General features: G+C 61.2%; 22 protein-coding genes. 8 read left to right on the forward strand and 14 right to left on the reverse strand.

All coding sequences use genetic code 11. The features are described 5' to 3' along the window. Window positions 1-550: MFS transporter (locus Q4Q11_RS23780; protein WP_498571029.1), on the reverse strand; the 550-nt coding region annotated here is incomplete at its 3' end. A 154-nt stretch (window positions 551-704) separates the two neighbouring features. On the opposite strand from Q4Q11_RS23780, the gene Q4Q11_RS23785 reads away from it, so the two are divergent. Next, a complete protein-coding gene (locus tag Q4Q11_RS23785) occupies window positions 705-1,631 on the forward strand; it encodes a LysR family transcriptional regulator (protein WP_498571015.1) in 927 nt (308 codons plus the stop codon). Here Q4Q11_RS23785 and Q4Q11_RS23790 read toward each other — a convergent pair. Then, on the reverse strand, window positions 1,608-2,096 hold the full coding sequence (locus tag Q4Q11_RS23790) for a MarR family winged helix-turn-helix transcriptional regulator (RefSeq protein ID WP_498571016.1): 489 nt from the start codon (window positions 2,094-2,096) through the stop codon (window positions 1,608-1,610). The genes Q4Q11_RS23785 and Q4Q11_RS23790 overlap by 24 nt on opposite strands. Before the next feature lie 82 nt (window positions 2,097-2,178). Between Q4Q11_RS23790 and Q4Q11_RS23795 the strand changes: the two genes are divergently transcribed. After that, window positions 2,179-3,081 carry an EamA family transporter gene (locus Q4Q11_RS23795; RefSeq protein ID WP_112504622.1) on the forward strand — a complete coding sequence of 301 codons (903 nt, stop codon included), beginning with the start codon at window positions 2,179-2,181 and terminating at the stop codon, window positions 3,079-3,081. A 75-nt stretch (window positions 3,082-3,156) separates the two neighbouring features. Here Q4Q11_RS23795 and leuC read toward each other — a convergent pair whose 3' ends face one another. The 6 genes from leuC to Q4Q11_RS23825 form a co-directional block, all read right to left on the reverse strand. Beyond that, entirely contained in the window at window positions 3,157-4,566 is a 1,410-nt protein-coding gene (gene leuC / locus Q4Q11_RS23800; RefSeq protein ID WP_113214885.1) for a 3-isopropylmalate dehydratase large subunit, read from the reverse strand. Window positions 4,567-4,840: 274 nt separating this feature from the next. Further along, a complete protein-coding gene (locus Q4Q11_RS23805) occupies window positions 4,841-5,719 on the reverse strand; it encodes an amino acid ABC transporter permease (protein ID WP_498571017.1) in 879 nt (292 codons plus the stop codon). 34 nt (window positions 5,720-5,753) lie between these two features. After that, window positions 5,754-6,551: a transporter substrate-binding domain-containing protein gene (locus Q4Q11_RS23810; protein WP_498571018.1), complete on the reverse strand. Its 798-nt coding sequence runs from the start codon at window positions 6,549-6,551 to the stop codon at window positions 5,754-5,756. Window positions 6,552-6,875: 324 nt separating this feature from the next. Then, window positions 6,876-7,418 (reverse strand): 50S ribosomal protein L19, encoded by a 543-nt coding sequence (gene rplS / locus Q4Q11_RS23815; protein WP_075853612.1) that lies wholly within the window; start codon window positions 7,416-7,418, stop codon window positions 6,876-6,878. A gap of 274 nt (window positions 7,419-7,692) precedes the next feature. Further along, on the reverse strand, window positions 7,693-8,112 hold the full coding sequence (locus tag Q4Q11_RS23820) for a DUF1801 domain-containing protein (RefSeq protein WP_498571019.1): 420 nt from the start codon (window positions 8,110-8,112) through the stop codon (window positions 7,693-7,695). A 141-nt stretch (window positions 8,113-8,253) separates the two neighbouring features. Continuing rightward, entirely contained in the window at window positions 8,254-9,117 is an 864-nt protein-coding gene (locus tag Q4Q11_RS23825) for an alpha/beta fold hydrolase (protein WP_498571020.1), read from the reverse strand. 19 nt (window positions 9,118-9,136) lie between these two features. Here Q4Q11_RS23825 and Q4Q11_RS23830 point away from each other — a divergent pair, with 19 nt between their 5' ends. Further along, window positions 9,137-10,027, forward strand: coding sequence for a LysR family transcriptional regulator (locus tag Q4Q11_RS23830; RefSeq protein WP_498571021.1), 891 nt, complete (start codon window positions 9,137-9,139; stop codon window positions 10,025-10,027). A 70-nt stretch (window positions 10,028-10,097) separates the two neighbouring features. Here Q4Q11_RS23830 and trmD read toward each other — a convergent pair whose 3' ends face one another. The 5 genes from trmD to ffh all read right to left on the reverse strand — a co-directional run bounded on the left by trmD (window position 10,098) and on the right by ffh (window position 13,977). Next, the gene (gene trmD / locus Q4Q11_RS23835) at window positions 10,098-10,790 is read right to left on the reverse strand and encodes a tRNA (guanosine(37)-N1)-methyltransferase TrmD (protein WP_113336789.1); all 693 of its coding nucleotides are present in this window, start codon (window positions 10,788-10,790) and stop codon (window positions 10,098-10,100) included. 24 nt (window positions 10,791-10,814) lie between these two features. Beyond that, window positions 10,815-11,396 carry a ribosome maturation factor RimM gene (gene rimM, locus Q4Q11_RS23840; protein WP_498571022.1) on the reverse strand — a complete coding sequence of 194 codons (582 nt, stop codon included), beginning with the start codon at window positions 11,394-11,396 and terminating at the stop codon, window positions 10,815-10,817. A 182-nt stretch (window positions 11,397-11,578) separates the two neighbouring features. Then, complete coding sequence (gene rpsP / locus Q4Q11_RS23845) at window positions 11,579-11,938, reverse strand: 30S ribosomal protein S16 (protein WP_112504604.1); 360 nt, start codon at window positions 11,936-11,938, stop codon at window positions 11,579-11,581. Between the two features lie 128 nt (window positions 11,939-12,066). Continuing rightward, the gene (locus Q4Q11_RS23850) at window positions 12,067-12,369 is read right to left on the reverse strand and encodes a chorismate mutase (protein ID WP_092717298.1); all 303 of its coding nucleotides are present in this window, start codon (window positions 12,367-12,369) and stop codon (window positions 12,067-12,069) included. A gap of 18 nt (window positions 12,370-12,387) precedes the next feature. Further along, window positions 12,388-13,977 (reverse strand): signal recognition particle protein, encoded by a 1,590-nt coding sequence (ffh, locus tag Q4Q11_RS23855; RefSeq protein ID WP_498571023.1) that lies wholly within the window; start codon window positions 13,975-13,977, stop codon window positions 12,388-12,390. Window positions 13,978-14,351: 374 nt separating this feature from the next. Here ffh and Q4Q11_RS23860 point away from each other — a divergent pair, with 374 nt between their 5' ends. Continuing rightward, window positions 14,352-15,329, forward strand: coding sequence for a hypothetical protein (locus tag Q4Q11_RS23860; RefSeq protein ID WP_498571024.1), 978 nt, complete (start codon window positions 14,352-14,354; stop codon window positions 15,327-15,329). After that, window positions 15,326-16,342 carry an MBL fold metallo-hydrolase gene (locus Q4Q11_RS23865; protein WP_498571025.1) on the forward strand — a complete coding sequence of 339 codons (1,017 nt, stop codon included), beginning with the start codon at window positions 15,326-15,328 and terminating at the stop codon, window positions 16,340-16,342. Before Q4Q11_RS23860 ends, Q4Q11_RS23865 begins: the two co-directional genes overlap by 4 nt. Before the next feature lie 70 nt (window positions 16,343-16,412). On the opposite strand, the gene Q4Q11_RS23870 is transcribed toward Q4Q11_RS23865, so the two are convergent. Next, on the reverse strand, window positions 16,413-16,856 hold the full coding sequence (locus Q4Q11_RS23870) for an SRPBCC family protein (RefSeq protein WP_498571026.1): 444 nt from the start codon (window positions 16,854-16,856) through the stop codon (window positions 16,413-16,415). A 281-nt stretch (window positions 16,857-17,137) separates the two neighbouring features. On the opposite strand from Q4Q11_RS23870, the gene dapF reads away from it, so the two are divergent. The 3 genes from dapF to Q4Q11_RS23885 all read left to right on the forward strand — a co-directional run. After that, the gene (dapF, locus tag Q4Q11_RS23875; RefSeq protein ID WP_113336792.1) at window positions 17,138-18,043 is read left to right on the forward strand and encodes a diaminopimelate epimerase; all 906 of its coding nucleotides are present in this window, start codon (window positions 17,138-17,140) and stop codon (window positions 18,041-18,043) included. Next, the gene (gene mtaB, locus Q4Q11_RS23880; protein WP_498571027.1) at window positions 18,040-19,314 is read left to right on the forward strand and encodes a tRNA (N(6)-L-threonylcarbamoyladenosine(37)-C(2))-methylthiotransferase MtaB; all 1,275 of its coding nucleotides are present in this window, start codon (window positions 18,040-18,042) and stop codon (window positions 19,312-19,314) included. The genes dapF and mtaB overlap by 4 nt, the downstream gene beginning before the upstream one ends. Before the next feature lie 18 nt (window positions 19,315-19,332). Continuing rightward, window positions 19,333-20,218: signal recognition particle receptor subunit alpha (locus Q4Q11_RS23885; RefSeq protein ID WP_498571028.1), on the forward strand; the 886-nt coding region annotated here is incomplete at its 3' end.

A 20,218-nucleotide genomic window follows, 5' to 3' on the forward strand; every position in this document is an offset into this window, starting at 1 on the left:
AGTTAGCGATGCCGAGCGGCACGTTGACCAGGAAGATGGTTTCCCAGCCGAAGCCGGCGATCAGGATGCCGCCGAGCGACGGGCCGAGGGTCGTGCCGATCGCGGACATTGTGCCGAGCAGGCCCATGGCGCTGCCGGTCCTTTCCTTCGGCACGGCTTCGCCGACCATCGCCACGGTCAGCGCCATCATCATGGCGGCGCCGAGACCTTGCAGGCCTCTCGCGGCGATGAGCAGCGTCAGCGTCGGCGCCATGCCGCAGAAAAGCGAGGCGAGGGTGAAGAGGGCTATTCCGATCAGCAGCAAGCGCCGCCTGCCGAAAATGTCACCCAGCCGCCCGACGCTGACGATCAGCGTGGTGATGGAAAGCAGATAGGCAAGGACGATCCATTGCACCTGCTGGAAGGATGAGCCGAAGGCCTGGGCGAGTGTCGGCAGACCGACATTGGCGATGCTGGTATCGAGCGAAGGCATCAGCATGGAGAGCGAGAGACTGGCGAGCGCCCAGCGGGCCGAAGTTGCTGCCTGGGTGCGCCCGGCTTCGCCTGGCATTTCAGTGACTGGTTTCAACGTGAGCTCCGATTCTGACGAGGTTTGAAAATCCCGCAGACGGTACCGGTTTGTTTGATGTGGCGGAACGCGCAGCATTTGCACTTCATTCGTGCGTTCAACGCTATGTTTAGGAAAACCGTGATAAGATCGCGCCATGTCCACGCCCGATCTCAACCTGCTCGTCACCCTCAATGTCCTGCTTACCGAAGGCAGCGTCGCACGCGCCGCTCGGAAATTGCGGCTCAGCCCATCCGCCATGAGCCGGCAGCTCGCGCGATTGCGCGAGGCGACCGGCGATCCGCTGCTGGTGAGAGCCGGACGCGGGCTTGTGCCGACGCCGCGAGCCTTGGAATTGCGCGAGCGCGTCGGCCAGCTCGTGCAGCATGCGGAAGCAGCCCTGCGGCCGGCCGAGGCTCTTGATCTCAAGCAGCTTACTCGAATTTTCACGCTGCGCACCCGCGAAGGCTTCGTAGAGAATTTCGGCGCCGAACTGATCGCGCGCATTGCTGAGCAGGCGCCCGGTGTGCGCCTCTATTTTACGCAGAAGCTGGACAAGGACAGCGCGCCGCTCCGAGACGGTACGATCGATTTCGAAACCGGTGTCGTGGGCGATGATACCGGCCCGGAACTCAAAACGCAGGCGCTGTTCCGTGATCGATTTATCGGCGTGGTCCGAAGCGGGCATCCTCTAAGCGAGGGCGCGGTGACATCGCAGCTTTATGCCGCCGGCCGCCATATCCTAGTTTCACGGCGCGGCCTGCAGAAGGGCGAGATCGACGAGGCGCTGGGGGTGCTGGATCTGGAGCGTCGGATCGCAACGATCGTCGGCAGCTTTTCGGCGGCACTGGCCTTGGCGCGCGCCTCCGACCTGATCGTCAGCGTGCCGGAGCGCTATACGGGTAACCTGCGGACCGACATGCACAGTTTTGCGCTGCCGGTACCGACCTCGGATGTGACGATCTCGCTGCTCTGGCATCCAAGAATGGATGCGGATCCTGCACATCGCTGGTTGCGGGGCTGCATTTGCGATGTCTGCGCCGGATCGCGTTTGCAGCAATCAACCGGATTCGAAGTCGGCTAAATAATTGCGTAACAGGCGGTCAAGAGCCGTTCGTTCGCCTTCAGAAAGGGTAGAGATCAGGCGTTTCTGCGTTTCGACATGTGCCGTTACCGCAGCATCGATAAGCTCGAAACCCTTCGGCGTCAGGGATATCAGGAAGCTGCGGCCATCATCCGGGTTCTGGCTGCGAGCGACGAGTCCGGCCCTTTCCAGCTGATCGATGCGGTTGGTCATCGTGCCGGACGAGACCATCATCGTCTCCATAAGGTCGCTGGGGGAGAGCGTATAGGGCTTGCCCGAGCGGCGCAGAGTCGCCAGCATGTCGAAGTTCGCCGCGTTCAGGCCGAAGCGGCCGAAGGTCTTCTCCATCTCGCGCGAGAGATGGAACGCGAGATTGCGCAGGCGCCCGAACAGGCCCATGGCCGTGGTGTCGAGGTCCGGCCGCTCGCGGCGCCACTGGGCGAGAATTTTGTCGATGCGATCCATGGCGGAACTTCGCCATGAATTTATCTTGACGTCAAGGTATTTCGGATTATCTTGAGGTCAAGATAAATTTGAGGCCACGGCCATGAACCGCAATTTCGACCTTTTGCTCACCGCCGTCGCGCCCGCGATCTGGGGCAGTACCTATCTGGTAACGACGCAGCTTTTGCCGGCCGGCTATCCCCTCACGGTCGCCATGCTGCGCGCGCTACCTGCCGGGTTGCTTTTGCTTGCCATCGTGCGTCGGCTGCCGCAGGGGATCTGGTGGTTGAAGTCGCTGGTGCTCGGCGCGCTGAATTTCTCCATTTTCTGGTGGCTGCTGTTCATTTCGGCCTATCGGCTGCCCGGTGGCGTGGCGGCGACCGTCGGTGCCGTCCAGCCGCTGATCGTCATCGTGCTGGCGCGATTGCTGCTGGGATCGCCGATCCGCAGTCTTTCCATCATCGCCGCGATTGCCGGCATTGGTGGCGTCGCGCTGCTGATCCTGACGCCGAATGCGACGCTCGATCCGATCGGCATCGTTGCGGGTATCGGTGGTGCCTTCTCCATGGCGGCCGGCACCGTACTCAGCCGCCGCTGGCGTCCCGATGTCTCGCCGCTCACTTTTACGGCATGGCAGCTGACGGCGGGTGGCCTGTTGCTTCTGCCGGTCGCTTTGCTGCTCGAGCCGTCGCTGCCGCATTTAACGAGCGCCAACATCCTCGGCTTCACCTATCTCGGGCTGATCGGCGCGGCGCTTACCTATATTCTCTGGTTTCGGGGTCTGTCGCGGCTGGAGCCCTCTGTGATCTCGCCGCTTGGCTTTCTCAGCCCCACAACGGCCGTCATTCTGGGTTGGGCGGTGCTCGGCCAGCAGCTGAGTTCGATGCAGATTTTTGGGATCGTCATTGTTTTCGGCAGTGTCTGGCTCAGCCAGAGGGCGCAGCAAGTTCCTGCGACAGGAAGTTCTGCACCTATCGGGAGACAGCCGACCATATCGAAGTCATAGGGCGCTCTTATTGAGTTCTGCAAACAAAAAGGGCGGCCCTTGAGCCGCCCTTTGTCATTCATGCCTTCGAGAGGATCACTTCCACTCGCGGATATCGACGAAGTGGCCGGCGATCGCGGCGGCTGCGGCCATGGCGGGTGAGACCAGATGTGTGCGGCCCTTGAAGCCCTGGCGGCCTTCGAAGTTGCGGTTCGAGGTCGAAGCGCAGCGCTCGCCCGGCTTCAGACGGTCGTCGTTCATCGCGAGACACATGGAACAGCCAGGCTCGCGCCAGTCGAAACCTGCAGCCTTGAAGATCTTGTCGAGGCCTTCGGCTTCAGCCTGTTCCTTCACGAGGCCGGAGCCCGGAACGATCATGGCGTTGACCGTGGAAGCCACCGTCTTGCCTTCGACGACCTTGGCGACGGCGCGCAGGTCTTCGATACGGCCGTTGGTGCAGGAGCCGATGAAGACGCGATCGACATTGATCTCGGTCATCGGCGTGCCCGGCTTCAGGCCCATATAGTCGAGTGCACGCCACTTGGAAGCGCGCTTGGTTTCGTCCTGGATTTCGTCGGGGTTAGGGACGATGCCCTGAACGGAGATGACGTCTTCCGGGGAGGAGCCCCAGGAGACGATCGGCGGCAGGCTTGCGGCATCGAGCTTGACGATGCGGTCGTAATGCGCACCTTCGTCGGACTTCAGCGTCTTCCAGTAGGCGATCGCCTGCTCCAGCGCCTCGCCCTTCGGCGCGCGTGGTTTACCCTTGATATATTCGAAGGTCGTCTCGTCCGGGGCGATCAAGCCGGCGCGGGCGCCGCCTTCGATCGACATGTTGCAGATGGTCATGCGGCCTTCCATCGACAGCGAGCGAATGGCTTCGCCGGCATATTCGATGACGTAGCCGGTGCCGCCCGCAGTGCCGATTTCACCGATGATGGCAAGGATGATGTCCTTGGCGGTGACGCCAGGTGGCAGCTGGCCGTCGACCTGCACCAGCATGTTCTTGGCCTTCTTCTGGATCAGCGTCTGCGTGGCGAGCACATGCTCGACCTCGGAGGTGCCGATACCATGGGCGAGAGAGCCGAAGGCACCGTGGGTCGAGGTGTGGCTGTCGCCGCAGACGATCGTCATGCCGGGCAGGGTGAAGCCCTGCTCAGGCCCGATGATATGGACGATGCCCTGGCGCTTGTCGTTTTCGGAGTAGTATTCCACGCCGAATTCGGCGGCATTCTTGGCGAGCTGCTCGACCTGGATGCGGCTTTCCTCGTTCTTGATGCCGAGATGGCGATCCGGCGAAGTCGGCACGTTGTGGTCGACGACGGCAAGCGTCTTCTGCGGGGCGTGAACCTTGCGGCCGGACATGCGCAGGCCTTCGAAGGCTTGCGGCGACGTCACTTCGTGAACGAGATGACGGTCGATATAGAGAAGACAGGTGCCGTCTTCTTGGGCGTCAACCAAGTGGTCATCCCAGATTTTGTCGTACAGTGTGCGTGGAGCGCTCATGGCTACAAATCCATATTGGCATTGTCGAAGATGGGATTGACGGATCAGGACCGCCGGCCTCGGGAGTGATCAGCGAAGTCGGCTGTTGAGCGCGCCCGAAATCATCGCAAAGAAACGTGCCGGCAGGCGCTTGTGGTCCTGCAGCACGAAAGCCATGACGTAACGTCCGTCTTTGCTCATGATCTTACTCATGGCCATGCTCATATCAATTTTCAAAACCTTCGGCAATGGCGACGGTAGGGTATATCGGTAGGGGCCGTATGTGGCCGCACAATCACACCTGCGCGCCCGGCCGCTGGCTTGCCGCCAGGCCGGGGAAGGCGGAGCGGTCGCTGCCGGAGCGGCGGCGCATCCAGGCTTCGAGCTGTCTGAGCAGCAGCGACAAGCCGATCGTCAGCAGCAGATAGATGAAGGCTAGGATCGACAGGGTTTCGAAGTAGCGGAAATTGGCCGAGTAATAGAGCTTGGCGAGCTGGCTGATATCGGCGACGCCGAGCACGGACACGAGCGAGCTATCCTTCACCATGGCGATGAAATCGTTCGACAGCGGCGGCAGGATGACAAGGACCGCCTGCGGAAAGACGACGAGGCGGAAGCGCTGGAAGCGGCTGAGGCCGAGCGCCTTTGCCGCTTCGATCTGACCCTGGTCCACTGCCTGGATGCCGGCGCGGAAGATTTCGGCAATGAAGGAGGAATAGGCGATGGTCAGCGCGATGATCGTACGCCAGACGAAGGGCACGTCGCGGGTGATGAGCGGGCTTGCCCAGCCGGTGGAGATCAATGGCGAGACGACGACGTTATAGACGGCGACGAAGGCCGGCGTGCCGACGAATGCGATGTAGGAAAGCAGCACCAGTATCGGGATGCCGCGCACGATCTCGATGTAGAAGCGCGCCACCTGTCGCAGCACGAGGAAATCCGACAGGCCGAGTAGCGCCAGCCCGAGGCCAAGCAGCATGGCGAGCATAAAAGCCACCAGCGTCACGAAGACCGTGACGCCGATGCCATTCAGCAGAAGAGAGAAAATTTGAGCGTAGAGGCCGTTTGCCGCAATTGCGATGGAAGCGACGACGCCGAGGATTGCAAGGGCGACTAGCCACCAGGGAAAATCTTCCTTGCCGCGGTGCCCGCCCGGGCCTGCCAAAGGTGCCATCAGAGCGGGCTTCCAATATATCGGTCTTCAGAGTTCATTGGCCCATCTTGTAATCGAGGAACCACTTCTTGTTCAGCGCCTCGAGCGTGCCGTCGGCCTTGAGGCTGCCGATGGCTGCATTGATCGGGGCGACAAGATCGGAGCCCTTCTGGAAGATGAAGCCGAAATCCTCCGAACCGAGCGGGCCGCCGACCAGCTTCAAGCCGCCGTTCGAGGCATCGACATAGCCTTTGCCGGCGGTACCGTCGGTCAGCACCATGTCGACGTCCCCGGTCTTCAGCGCTTGGACGGTGGCGCCGAAGGTTTCGAAGGTCTTGATGCGCGGGTTCTGCTCGTTGCCGTCGAGCACCGAATAGACGGCGGTGTAGAAGGGTGTCGTGCCCGGCTGCGCGCCGATCAGCGCATCCTTGACGGCGGCGAAGCTCTTGGCGTCGGTAAAGCGCTTCTCGTCGCCGCGCACGAGCATGAACTGCTCGGAGCGCATGTAGGGATCGGAGAAATCGACCTTCTGCTTGCGGTCGTCCTTGATGGTGATGCCGGTCATGCCGATGTTGTACTGGCCTTCGGAAACGGCCTGGATCATCGCATCCCAGCTGGTGTTCTGGTACTCGACCTTGAAGTTCAGGCGCTTGGCGATCTCGTTCATCGCGTCATATTCCCAGCCGATCGCCTTGTTCGTCTTAGGATCGATGAACTGCAGCGGCGGATAGGCATTCTCGGTGACGACGACGACCGTCTTGCCGCTCAGGTTCGGAAGGTCGGCCGCGAGGGCGGCAAAAGGTGCAAGCACGAGGGCGCTGAGGCCCAGCAGGAACGAACGACGGAATGCCATGGAAATCTCCCCGATTAGAACATGATGCCGAAAAGTGTCAGCGGTTTTCGGAGGACATCATGTTCTCCCTATTTGATTCTGGCGGGGATTCAGATTTCAGGTCGATTCGATCTGAAATCATTCAACGCCAGAGTGGCGGAAAACTGTCATATTTGGAAAGAGGATGGCAAGGCTATTGCCACGGCCGCGATCATAAAATGGAAAAACAACTCTAAAGCGGGCTGCGAATCGAGAAAGATCGCTTTTGGCTCGATGCTGACGCCAGGCAGCAAAAAGGCGACCCGAGGGCCGCCTTCAAGCTTTACGATCCGTATGGACCGAAACTTATTCTGCTGCCGGCTCGGCTGCTGCGGCTGCAGCAGCTTCTGCAGCTGCCTTTGCTTCTGCGGCTTCGGCTGCTGCCTTCTCGGCTGCGAGCGCCTGAGCGGCTGCAACCTTCTCGGCTTCGATGCGTGCCTTTTCGTCGGCCAGAGCCTGACGCTCTGCGTCGTTGAGCTTGCGGGCGCGGGTGCCGGTGTTCTCGACGATACGGGCAGCCTTACCGCGCAGATCGCGCAGGTAGTAGAGCTTGGCGCGACGGACTTTACCGCGGCGAACGACTTCGACGCTTTCGATCATCGGGGAGTAAACCGGGAATACGCGCTCGACGCCTTCGCCGTAAGAGATCTTGCGGACCGTGAAGTTTTCCTGCAGGCCGCCGCCGGAGCGAGCGATGCAAACGCCTTCATAGGCCTGAACGCGGGTACGGTTGCCTTCCGTGACCTTCACGTTGACGCGAACGGTGTCGCCAGCGGAAAATTCGGGAAGCGTGCGCTTGGCTTCGATCTTGGCAGCCTGTTCGGCTTCCAACTGCTGAATGATGTTCATAGTATCAACCTCGTTGTTGCTTCAACAGCCAGAGCGCCCGAACGATCTATCCTTGGTCGGACCCGAAGGTCTCGCCGCGTGATATATGCCTGTTACGGCAGGGGCGGATACGTCTGCTTTTCTTTGGTGGTTGATGGGAAATTTCCCATGCCGGGCGCGCACATATCCTATTGTCGCGCCCTTGTCACCCCTTGCGGCCGAATTAAGTGGGCTTTGTGGCCGTACAGGAGGCTTGAGACGGCATTTTATCACACATCGGATTGCGCGGATACCGTCAGGCCTTCTTCGACTTTTTCCGCGCCGATGCGTTCAGTGCCGCGGCGGCGCGCACGAGCGTCTTCAATGCTTCCTCGTCGATCTCCTCGTTCTCGGTGATATCGATGGCGCGCCGCGTATTGCCTTCGAGGCTGGAGTTGAAGAGGCGGGAGGGATCCTCGAGTGAGGCGCCCTTCGCAAAGGTCAGTTTCACGACGCTCTTATAGGTCTCGCCGGTGCAGATGATGCCCTCGTGCGACCATACCGGCACGCCACGCCATTTCAGCTCTTCGATCACATCTGGTTCGGCCTGCTTGATGAGCGCACGGACCTTGGCCAAGGTCCTGCCGCGCCAGTCGCCCAGTTCCCGAATCTTGTCGTCGATCAGTTGAGAAGCGGAGCCTGCCTGTTCGGCTTCCGCTGCATTGTCTTTTGCCATCCTCCGGAGCCTCCTCATCCTTCATGCTTGCCCTAACCTCTTTAGCCCGCGTTAGGGTCAGGCGCCATAGCCTGCCGGCGGAGGAATTCATTATCCGTCCTTTTTGGGTGCGGATGTTTTGGAGCCGTGCCGGGCGGCGTCTCAGGCAGCGAGGCTCAAAGCGAAACTGCGAATAGCCTCACAGACGTCCTCAGGGCCTTCCAAAGGCGCGAGATGTCCAAGTCCCGGCAGAACGTTAAATGTTGCGTGGGGAATGGCTTTAGGTACCTCCTCCCTCAATCTCTCTTCTGTTTCAACCAAGTCTTCGGAACCGACGATGACGACTGCCGGCACGGAGATTCGCCGAGTTGAAGAGGCAATATCCGCCGTCATTCCTTCGCGGGTCCAGATCGCCTTTGCCTCGGCTGTTCCGCTGAGGGTATCCTCGATCACCTGTTTGTGGAATTCTCGGTTCAGCGGCTTTCCCGACAGGATGTTAAGTGCCGCCTCCACGCCTTCCCGGCTTTGATAGCTGTCCAGCATCATTTGACGCTGCGCCTCCGGAACAGGCAATGCGCTCGCGGGAGCTGGCGCCAAGAGCGCAAGGCCCAGCAATCCGTCCGGTTGCTCTGACGCGGCGAGTTGAGCGACCTTGCCTCCCATCGAGTGACCGACGAGGATGTAGTTCTTCAGCTCCAAGGCTCGGATGAGCGCCAAGGTATCGGAAGCATAGGAGGCGAGCGAGAAATCACCTTCCTTGGACGAGCGGCCCCAGCCCCGCTGATCGAAGGCAATGCTACGGAAGTCGCCCGCCAGCAGCCGCATGACCGGTTGATAGGTCCTGCTCGTGCCGCCCCAATAATGAAGAAAGATCAGGGTTATTCCACCTTCGCCTTCCTCGGCGACATTGAGAGCGGCACCGTGAATTCTGATTGAATAGGTTTTCATGTCTTCGTCCTCTGTTTCTGACGAAGGCAGTATGCTTAATGAAGCAAAATCTGATAATTGGATGATTATTAATTTCATTCAGAAATCGGATTTCGGAATGTCTCTCGATACTTTGACGAGCATGTCGGTCTTTCGTCAGATGGTGGAGCGCGGCAGCATAGCGGCCGCAGCGCGGTTTTGCGGAATGTCGGCCGAGATGGCGGGTCATCACCTGAGGTCCCTGGAAGCAAGGCTGGGTGTCCGTCTCATCAACCGCACGACCCGGCGCTTGCATATTACCGAGGCGGGGCAGGCCTACTACCGGCGCTGCGTTGCCGTTCTGGACGAAGTGGCGCTGGCCGATGCCGAAGCAGGTCAAAGGCAATCTTCTCCGAGCGGCAGGCTCAAGATCGCGGCTCCGCTGGCGTTCGGGATGGCATTACTGTCCGAGCCGATTGCGGCATTCATCGAGCAGAACCCCGCCGTATCGGTCGAACTCGGTCTTTCCGAGCGAAATGTCGGTCTCGTCGAGGAGGGCTATGATGTGGCCCTAAGATTGGGAGACCTGCAGGATTCCGGATTGGTTGCCCGGCGCCTTTCGGCATTCCCCCTGATTCCAGTGGCGTCCGAAGCCTATCTTGCGCAGCATCCCCCGATCGCTGCTCCATGGGATATCGCGGACCATCAGGTCCTGATCTATACGCAGACCGCCAATCCAAAGAATTGGCGGTTCAACGATGCCGCTGGAAATTATGTAGACGTTCCGCTGACCGGCAGGATCGCGGCATCCGATATCGAGTTCCTGCTGCGCCTGGCACTTCGGGGAGCTGGCCTTCTTCTGGCACCCTCCTTCATCGTGTCGAACCATCTGGCGAAGAAAGAACTCGTCGCAATTCTTCCGGATTGGAGCATGCGGACGCTTCCATTAAGCCTCGTGCTGCCTCATCGGACGCTGATACCCGCAACCGTACGCAGTTTTGCAGACTTTCTTTCAAGCTGGTTCAGGTAAGTCGGTCTGGCCGGGACTGCCTGCAAGGCATGTTGCCTTGTCCATCAGATTCGCCCGCTTCATATGGTCCTTACTTACTCGATCGCTTGTCCAGCAGGTCCGGCCGGCGTTCCCTTGTCAGCTGTTCGGCCTGCTCTCTCTGCCATTTGGCGATCGCGGCGTGGTTGCCCGAGGTCAGGATGGCCGGAATTTCGCGGCTCTCCCAGATCTGCGGACGAGTATAATGCGGATGCTCCAGCAGGCCGCCCTCGAAGCTTTCGTGCAGGCCGGAGAGGTCATTGCCCATGACGCCGGGCAGGATGCGGACGATGGCGTCGAGCAGGATGAGGGCGGCCGGCTCGCCGCCCGAGAGGATATAGTCGCCGATCGAAACTTCCTCGAGGCCGCGGCCTTCGATGACACGCTGATCGACGCCTTCGAAGCGGCCGCAGACGATGATGACGCCATCGCCATCGGCAAGCTCGCGCACGCGTTTCTGCGTCAGAGGCTTGCCGCGCGGGCTCATCAGCAGGCGCGGGCGGTTGTCGTTCTCGCTCGCATAGTCGATGGCGCGGGCAAGCACATCCGGCTTCAGCACCATGCCGGCGCCGCCGCCAGCGGGCGTGTCATCGACGGTACGGTGCCTGTCGGTGGCGAAATCGCGGATCTGCACGGTATCCAGCGACCATTGACCGCGCTCCATCGCCTTGCCGGCAAGCGACGTGCCGAGGTGGCCAGGGAACATCTCGGGATAGAGCGTCAGGATAGTCGCCCGAAAACTCATGGCGCGGTCACTTCCCAATAAGGATCATTTCTTCGTCTTGTCCTGCGGCTTTTCCGGCTTCTGCGGCTTGCCGATGAGGTCGTCGGGGTTGTCGACGAGGCCGGCAGCCAGCGGGTCGATCAGGATCTTGCCGCCCTCGAGATCGATTTCGAGCACGGCCGCTTCGGAAAACGGGATCAGCACCGGGCGCTTGCCCGGCCCCTTCAGCTCCAGCAGATCGCCGGCGCCGAAATCATAGACGCCGCTGACCGTGCCGTAGCCGATGCCTTCGTCGTCAACGGCCTCCAGCCCTTCAAGGTCGGTATAGAAGAACTCGTCGTCGTCGAGCTCATCGTCAGGCAGGTTGTCGCGCTCGATATAGAGTTCCAGGCCGTTCAGCGCCTCGGCGGCATTGCGGTCGTTGATGCCGCGGAAGCGCACGATAACGACGTTCTTGGCCTCGCGGATTTCCAGAACTTCGAAGCTGCGGCCGTCCATGGTGTGCAGGTGGCCATAATCGCCGAGCGCGGTCGGATCCGACGTAAAGGCGCGCGCGCGCACCTCGCCTCTCAAGCCCTGTGCCGCGCCAATGGTGGCCATCAATACCGGGTTTTGCAGTTTCGTCATGTTTCTTCGCCGATTGCTGGAATTATGCAGCAGATCCAAAATGCTAAAACGACCTTTGCGCGTCACATGTGACGCGCGGCGCCGCAGTAGCGTTCTCTCATAGGCTGAACGTCAGCCGATGGGAAACAAAAAACGGGCGGCATGTCGCCATGCCACCCGTTTTCACTCAATGCAAGGTCCGATTACTCGGCAGCGGCGGCGGCGTCAGCGGCCTTCTGTGCCTTTTCGGCAGCGCGCTCCTGAGCCTTCTTGCCCGGCTTTGCCTTTTCCGGGTTGTTCTTGGCTTCGCGCGTTGCGATGCCGGCTTCGTTGAGGAAGCGCAGAACGCGGTCGGTCGGCTGTGCGCCATGGTCGAGCCAGTGCTTGATGCGCTCGGCCTTGAGTTCAACGCGCTTGGCGTCGTCCTTGGCAAGCATCGGGTTCCAGGAGCCGAGGGTCTCCAGGAAACGGCCGTCGCGCGGCGAGCGGGCGTCGGCTACGACAACGTGATAGTACGGGCGCTTCTTGGAGCCACCGCGGGCGAGACGAATTTTCAGTGCCATGTTAATTCTCCTTAGGCTTTTCTTGACCGCTTCGTTGTGCGGCATGGTTACGTCGCGCTGCTTTTTTCTTGCTGCATAATCTCGGTTGAAAACGTTCTTGCGTCTTTCGGGATCATGCGGCCAGGGGGTTACCCTTTGAAATCGGCAGCGATCTGTTCATGATGCCGGATGACTTCCTTGATGACGAAGTTCAGGAACTTCTCGGCGAAATCCGGGTCCAGATTGGCGTCCTTTGCCAGGCGACGCAGGCGCTCGATCTGAAATTCTTCGCGCGCCGGGTCGGCCGGCGGCAGGTCGTACTTGGCCTTCAGCACGCCCACTTCCTTCGTGCAGCGGAAGCGTTCGGCCAGCATATGCACCAGTGCGGCATCGATATTATCGATCGACTGGCGGTAGTTGCCCAATTGGGCCTTTACGTCTGGATCAATCATGGGGGTCAACGATCCCTTTCACTTCTTCTTCGGCAAACCGGGAAGCCCCGGGAAACCACCGCCGAGGCCGGGCAGCTTGGCGCCGCCGAGACCCGGCAAACCGCCGCCGCCGCCCAGGCCTGGTAAACCACCCGGCAAGCCGCCGGGACGGCCGAGGCCGGCGTCTTCGGCCTGCTTCTGCAGGGCTTCGAGCTGCTTGGGGTCCATGTTCGACAGGTCGGGCATGCCGCCCATTCCACCCATGCCGCCGCCGAGGCCCATTTTGCCGGCGAGGCCACCCATCAGCTGTTTCATCATGCCGCCTTTGCCCTTGCCGCCCATCATCTTCATCATGTCCGCCATCTGGCGGTGCATCTTCAGAAGCTTGTTGATGTCGGAGGCGTCGGTGCCGGAGCCGGCGGCGATGCGCTTCTTGCGGGAATGCTTGAGGAGATCCGGATTGGCGCGCTCGGCCTTGGTCATCGAGGAGATGATGGCGAGCTGGCGCTTGAACAGACGGTCGTCGAGGCCGGCGGCAGCCATCTTGTCCTTCATGCCGGACATGCCGGGCATCAGGCCCATGATGCCGCCCATGCCGCCCATCTTCTGCATCTGGCCGAGCTGGTCGGCGAGATCGTTGAGGTCGAACTTGCCCTTGGCCATCTTGGCAGCCATGGCGGCTGCCTTCTCGGCATCGATATTCTCTGCGGCCTTTTCGACGAGCGAGACGATGTCGCCCATGCCGAGGATACGGTCGGCGATACGGCGGGGATGGAATTCTTCCAGCTCGCCCATCTTTTCGCCGACACCGATCAGCTTGATCGGCTTGCCGGTGACTGCGCGCATCGAAAGAGCGGCACCGCCGCGGCCGTCGCCGTCCATACGGGTCAGCACGAGGCCGGTGATCCCTACGCGCTCGTCGAAATTGCGGGCGAGGTTGACGGCGTCCTGACCGGTCAAGCTGTCGGCGACGAGCAGGATTTCGTGCGGGTTGGACTTTTTCTTGATATCCGCCATCTCGACCATGAGCGGCTCGTCGATATGCGTACGGCCGGCGGTGTCGAGGATGACGACGTCATGGCCACCGAGCTTGGCGGCCTGTACGGCGCGTGCGGCAATATCGGTCGGCGACTGGCCGGATATGACCGGAAGCGTGTCGATGCCCGTCTGCACGCCGAGCTGGCGCAGCTGCTCCTGCGCGGCCGGACGGCGCGTGTCGAGTGAGGCCATCAGGACCTTCTTGCGGTCGCGGCTCGTCAGGCGGTTGGCGATCTTGGCCGTGGTGGTGGTCTTACCCGAGCCCTGCAGACCGACCATCATGACGACGACCGGGGCAGGCGCATTGAGATCAACGCCAACGCCTTCGCCGCCGAGCATCTCGATCAGCTCGTCATGGACGATCTTGACGACCATCTGGCCGGGCTTGATTGACTTCAGGATTTCGGCGCCAACGGCCTTTTCGCGGACGCGATCGGTAAAGGAGCGAACGACATCCAGCGCCACGTCGGCTTCGAGCAGCGCGCGGCGAACCTCGCGCAGTGCTGCGGAAACATCGGCTTCCGAAAGCGCGCCGCGGCCTGTCAGTCCATTCAGAATGGAACCAAGACGGTCCTGGAGGTTTTCAAACATCAGTTCTTCCTTATCGATCGCTTGGGATTTGGATTTGCGCCTGTGCGCGGTTCCTCGCCCGAAAACGTCGTGCTTTTCCATGACGAAAACAAGATGCAAAGCCAAAAAGCACCCGAGGGCGCATCGCGCTGTCGGGTGTTGACCTCCGGGATCTCTTTATACCTTGATGGGTCCCGGTCGGTGGCTCGGAGGCTTGTGCTCGTCGCAGATTGCGGGCGATAAACAGGAAAAGACCGGGAAAGTCAACCCAATGCGGCCGAAATGCATGAAATGCACGGAAGACATTCCCATATCGATGTCGATTTGACCGCACCGCCGTCTTTTAATTGTTGTATCGATCCCCGTCATCAAGTGATTCCCCGAGACCGTTCCGAATGAATGATGCAGCCCTGACCGATCTTCTTGCTGCCTGTCGCACTTACACCGGCGGCTGGGTCGATACCCGTTTCAACGCGGCGGCGCAGGCCTTCTATGCGAGCGCCAAGGCCCAGCCGAAGATCGCCGGGCGGGCGGCGCGCGAGCTCAGCCGCCTGCCACCACCTGGAGCCGCCGTTCTTGCGAACATGCTGGGGACCATCGTCGAAAAGGGGGGCGCGGTGGAGCGCAGCGGTCCGGCCGTGTGGGAGCTCTATCTGGCGTGGCTGCCACAGATCCATCGCGGCTTTGCCGGCCGCAAGGAGCTGAGCTCGCGGCAAAGGCAGCTGCTGGATGCTTTTCAGCTGCTTAGCCAATCGGCGGTTTCGCATCTTTCCGGCATGCCGCAGGAGCGTGCACTCGCTGCAGGCAACAAAGCGCTGATGACGCAGCTTGCGGAATTGCAGGATTATACGCCGGGTGCGGCCTGGGTCCGCCAGGTACTCCTGAGCCGCAGCGACGATCTGCTGGTGCTGCACCTGCCGAGTCGGCAGGGCTTTCGCCTGCGCTACGAGAATATCGCCAACTGCTTTCATCTGTTCACGCTGATCCAGGCGGCCTTCGGCGAGAGACTGCCCGGCGGCCGTGCGCCCAATCGGTTCATCGTCGACATGGCGCGCTGTGTAACCGTGGCCGAAGAGGGCAATGATGAGCCGTGGTGGCGCTATCAGACGGTGCAGCCGGATGAGCCGGGTCTTGTCGAGATTTCCGGCGAGGCATCCGTCGAGACGATTTCCCGCATCGATGGCCGGCAGATCATCCTGCTTTCGCCTCCGGTTGAAGGCGCGGCGCTGTGGGATACGACCTTTTTCACGCCGCAGCTCTTTGCCATGCCGCCGAATGTCGTGCTTGAAGGGACGTTGACGAAGCAACAGGCCGAGGAATGGTTCGCCAAATTCGGCTTGCCGGCAGGTGTGGAAGGGGCGGACAGGGCATGACCACCACATCCGGCTCGGCCAAGAAAAATCCCTATTATCAGGGTCCGGTTTCCGATCATTTCGATGGTCGGCGCTTCTTCAATCCCGGCGGCGTCGAGCCGGGCGGACCACTTGATCTTCTGCGCTGGCAGCTGGGCGGCGGGAGGGTACGCTGGCCCAATCCCGTCATCAGCACCTTTCCGCCGGTCAAGCCGGACCGGCATGTATTCGGCAATCAGATGCGGTTGACCATGGTGGGGCATGCGTCGACGCTGGTTCAGATTGCCGGGCTGAATATCCTGACCGATCCCGTCTGGTCGGAGCGGGTCAGCCCCTTCCGTTCCGTCGGGCCGAAGCGCGTGGTGCCGCCCGGCATCCGCTTCGAGGACCTGCCGCATATCGGCCTCGTGCTGGTGACGCACAATCACTACGATCATCTCGATCTCGCCACGCTTGCCCGCCTGCAACAGGCGCATCGTCCGAAAATCGTGACACCGCTCGGCAACGACACGATCATTCGCCGCGCCGTTCCCGATGCGGACATCACCGTTGTCGACTGGGGCGATCGTGTTGAGTTCCGAGGCGGAGTGACGATCGATACCGAGCCCTGCCATCATTGGTCGGCGCGTGGCATGGGCGACCGGCGCATGGCGCTCTGGGCCGCTTTCGTGCTCAACACGCCATCGGGCAAGATCTACCATGTCGGCGATACCGGCTTTCACGATGGCATCAATTATGAGGACGCCCAGCAAAAGCATGGCGGCTTCCGCCTCGCGATCCTGCCCTTCGGCGCCTATGAACCGCGCTGGTTCATGAAGGGCCAGCACCAGAATCCGGAAGAGGCGGTGAAGGGCATGAAGCTCTGCAATGCCGCCTATGTCGCCGGCCATCACTTCGCGACCTTCCAGCTGACGGACGAGGGCATCGATGCGCCCGTTCAGGCGCTGGATGTTGCGCTGAAGGTGCACGGCGTGGAGCCGGATCGGTTTCGCCCGCTCAGGGCAGGTGAAGTTTTTGATGTGCCTGTCGTGTGAGCGTTGGCGCTTGGGCCGAAAGTTCCTTCTCCCCTCGGGGAGAAGGGGTTGTGTCGCGCGTCGCCATACCTTACTGCTTGATCTCCGGCTGGACGAGTTTCGCCAGATTGATCAGCGATTCCTGCCAGCCGAGATAACAAGCTTCCGGCGGAATGACATCGGGCACGCCCGCCTGGGTGATGTTGACCTCGGTTCCGACGAGGACCTTCTTCAACGTGACGGTCACTTCCATTTCGCCCGGCAGGTTCGGGTCGTCGAACCTGTCGGTGTAGCGCACTAGCTCGCCCGGGATCAGCTCACGGAAATCGCCGCCGAAGGAATGCTTCTCGCCGGTCGTGAAGTTGCGGAACGACATCTTGAACGTGCCGCCGACGCTGGGCTCCAGATGATGCACGGTGCAGGCAAAGCCATTCGGCGGCAGCCACTTGGCTAGCGCATCCGCTTCGATGAAGGCGCGATAGACCTTTTCCGGGCTGGTGGCCAGGACGCGATGGAGACGTATAGTATTCGGCATGGTCATAATCCCTATGGTTTGACGGAGTGGACGAGCCTAGGACGGGTGGGGTTTCGGTAATCCGACATCGGGAATAATTTTTTCTCAAAATAGATTGCGTCAAGACTTCTCGATAGGATTATATCGAGACCTTCAACTGAACGACGGGCCAACCGCCCCATCGTTGAGCGCGGGCGCGGAGGCCGTGGTGAAACCTGAAAACGGCCGTCCGTTACGTCCCACTGGTAATTCCCCCGCAATTCCGCCATATACAGCTCGAAAACACGGACGGACATGGCATCATGGGCAATACGGTCGAATTCGCGAGGATGAACGGGCTTGGCAACAAGATCCTGGTTATCGACATGCGCGGCCGCAAGGATGTGGTGACGCCGGCGGCGGCGATTGCGCTCAATGCCGATCCGGCAACCCAGTTCGACCAGATCATGGCGGTCCACGATCCGAAGGTTCAGGGCACCGATGCCTGGATCGATATTCTGAACTGCGACGGCACCAAGGCGCAGGCCTGCGGCAACGGCACGCGCTGCGTCGTGCAGGCGCTGGCGGCCGAAACCGGCAAAAAAGTGTTCACCTTCCAGACCGTTGCCGGCATCCTGAATGCCAGGGAGCATGAGGACGGCACGATCTCGGTCGATATGGGCAAGCCGGTCTTTGCCTGGGACAAGATCCCGCTTGCCGAGGAATTTGCCGATACCAGTCGCATCGAGCTGCAGATCGGGCCGATCGACAACCCCATCCTGCATTCGCCCTCGGTCGCCTCGATGGGCAATCCGCATGCGATCTTCTGGGTGGACAAGGACCCGATGTCCTTCGATCTCGATCGCTTCGGCCCGCTGCTCGAAAACCATCCGATGTTTCCGGAGCGTGCCAACATCACGCTGGCGCAGGTGCTTTCGCCGACGCTTGTGCGCACCCGCACCTGGGAGCGCGGCGCCGGCCTGACGCTTGCCTGCGGTTCGGCCGCCTGCGCTGCCGCCGTCAGCGCTGCGCGCACCGGCCGCACCGGCCGCAAGGTGACGATCGACGTCGCCTCGGCGCCCGCGCCTGGCAAGCTCACTATCGAATGGCTTGAAAGCAACGACCATGTCGTCATGACCGGGCCTGCCGAATGGGAATGGTCCGGCACGGTCGATCCGGTCACGGGCAGCTTCTCGCGCGACGAAGAGCAGGGGGCTCTGGCGCGGTGAGCGGGGTCGAGGTCATTACCTTCGGCTGTCGCCTCAATACTTATGAATCCGAAGTGATGAGGGCTGAGGCGGAGAAAGCCGGGCTCAACAATGCCATTCTGGTCAATACCTGTGCCGTGACGGGCGAGGCCGTGCGTCAGGCGCGCCAGGCGATCCGCCGCGCGCGGCGCGACAATCCGCATGCGCGCATCATCGTGACAGGCTGCGCCGTGCAGACTGAGAAGCAGACTTTTGCCGAAATGACCGAAGTCGATGCCGTGCTCGGCAACGAGGAGAAGCTGAAAAGCACCTCCTATCGCTCCCTGCCGGATTTCGGCGTTTCGGCGGAAGAGAAGCTGCGTGTCAACGACATCATGAGCGTGCGGGCGACCGCGCCGCAAATGATCCGCCATATCGACGGCCATGTGCGCGCCTTCATCCAGGTGCAGAACGGCTGCGACCATCGCTGCACCTTCTGCATTATTCCCTATGGCCGCGGCAATTCGCGCTCGGTGCCGATGGGCGCCGTCGTCGATCAGGCGCGTAACTTGGTCGAGAGCGGCTATCGCGAGATCGTGCTGACCGGCGTCGATGCCACGAGCTATGGCGCCGATCTGCCGGGAGCACCGACGCTCGGCCTGCTTGCCAAGACGCTGCTGAAGCAGATCCCGGAGATCCGAAGGCTGCGACTGTCGTCGATCGACAGCATCGAGGCCGATCAGCATCTGATGGACCTTATCGCCGACGAGCCGCGCTTCATGCCGCATCTGCATCTCTCGCTGCAGCATGGCGATGATATGATCCTCAAGCGCATGAAGCGGCGTCACTCGCGCGCCGACGCGATCGGCTTCATCGAGGATGTGCGGCGTCTGCGCCCGGAGACGAGCTTCGGCGCCGACATGATCGCCGGCTTTCCGACGGAGACGGAAGAGATGTTTGCCAATGCCGTTGGTCTGGCGCAAGAGGCTGGCATCGCGCACCTGCATGTCTTTCCCTATAGCCCGCGTCCTGGCACGCCGGCCGCCCGCATGCCACAGCTCGATCGCGGCCTGATCAAGGAACGCGCCGCCCGCCTGCGCGAAGCCGGACAAAGATTGCACCAAGCCCATCTGGACAAGATGGTCGGCACGCGGCAATGGCTGCTTGTGGAGAATAACGGGCTGGCGCATACGGAAAACTTCACGCTTGCCGCCGCCCCCTGCCTTCGCCCGCGCGACCTTGTGCAGGTCGCAATCACTGGCCACAATGGCAAGCACCTCGACATGCAACTTCTGGCCGCCGACGCGGCCTAACGCTTCAACGGACACTTCATGGCGCTCGGTTTCATCAAAAAAGTCTTCACCTTCGGCCGCGAAAAGCCGGTTGAGGAGCAGGCGCCTGCGGAGGATCCTCGAAAGGTTGAGGCGGCTGTTGTTGAGCAGGAGGCGCCTGCCGAAGATGTATTGCCGGCTTCAGAACCTGCCGTGCCCACGTCGCCCCCCTCTGTCCCTTCGGGACATCTCCCCCACAAGGGGGGAGATCGGTTGGAGGATGCCGCGCCGGCTGAGCAAGAGCAGCAGGCTGAAAGCCAGGCAGATGCTTCCGGCGCGAAAGAGATTGAGGCCGCTGAGGCTCCGAACTCCCTCGAATCCGGGTCGCAGGAGCAGCATGAAGACCTTCAGGCACTCGAACCGGAGCAACCTGCCGATACTGAAGCCAATGTAGTTTCGGAAGAGCACCCCATCGAACCGATCTCCCCCCCTGTGGGGGAGATGTCCGACAGGACAGAGGGGGGTGACGAAGCCTCGACAAGCTCGGAACCTTCGTCGAAAGACTCCGAACCTGCCTCGGAAACCACCGAAACCCCATCTGCCCCCATCCTTCCCAAGGGCTTCTCCACCGCCGTTTCGGCCCCGGAGCCCATCCCCGAAGCGCCAAAACAAAAACTCTCCTGGTTCCAGCGCCTGCGTGCCGGGCTCGCGCGCACCTCGTCGCAGCTGACGGGGCAGATCGCGGCCCTTTTCACCAAACGCAAACTTGACGATCAGACGCTGCAGGATCTGGAAGATCTGCTGATTCAAGCCGACCTCGGCGTCGAAACGGCGATGCGCGTCACCGATACGCTGGCCTCGGAGCGATACGGCAAGGATGTGACCAGCGAGGACGTTGGCCGCATCATGGCGCAGGAAATCGCCAAGGTACTGAAGCCGGTCGCAA

It is taken from the genome of Rhizobium sp. UFLA01-1127 (assembly GCF_059803845.1).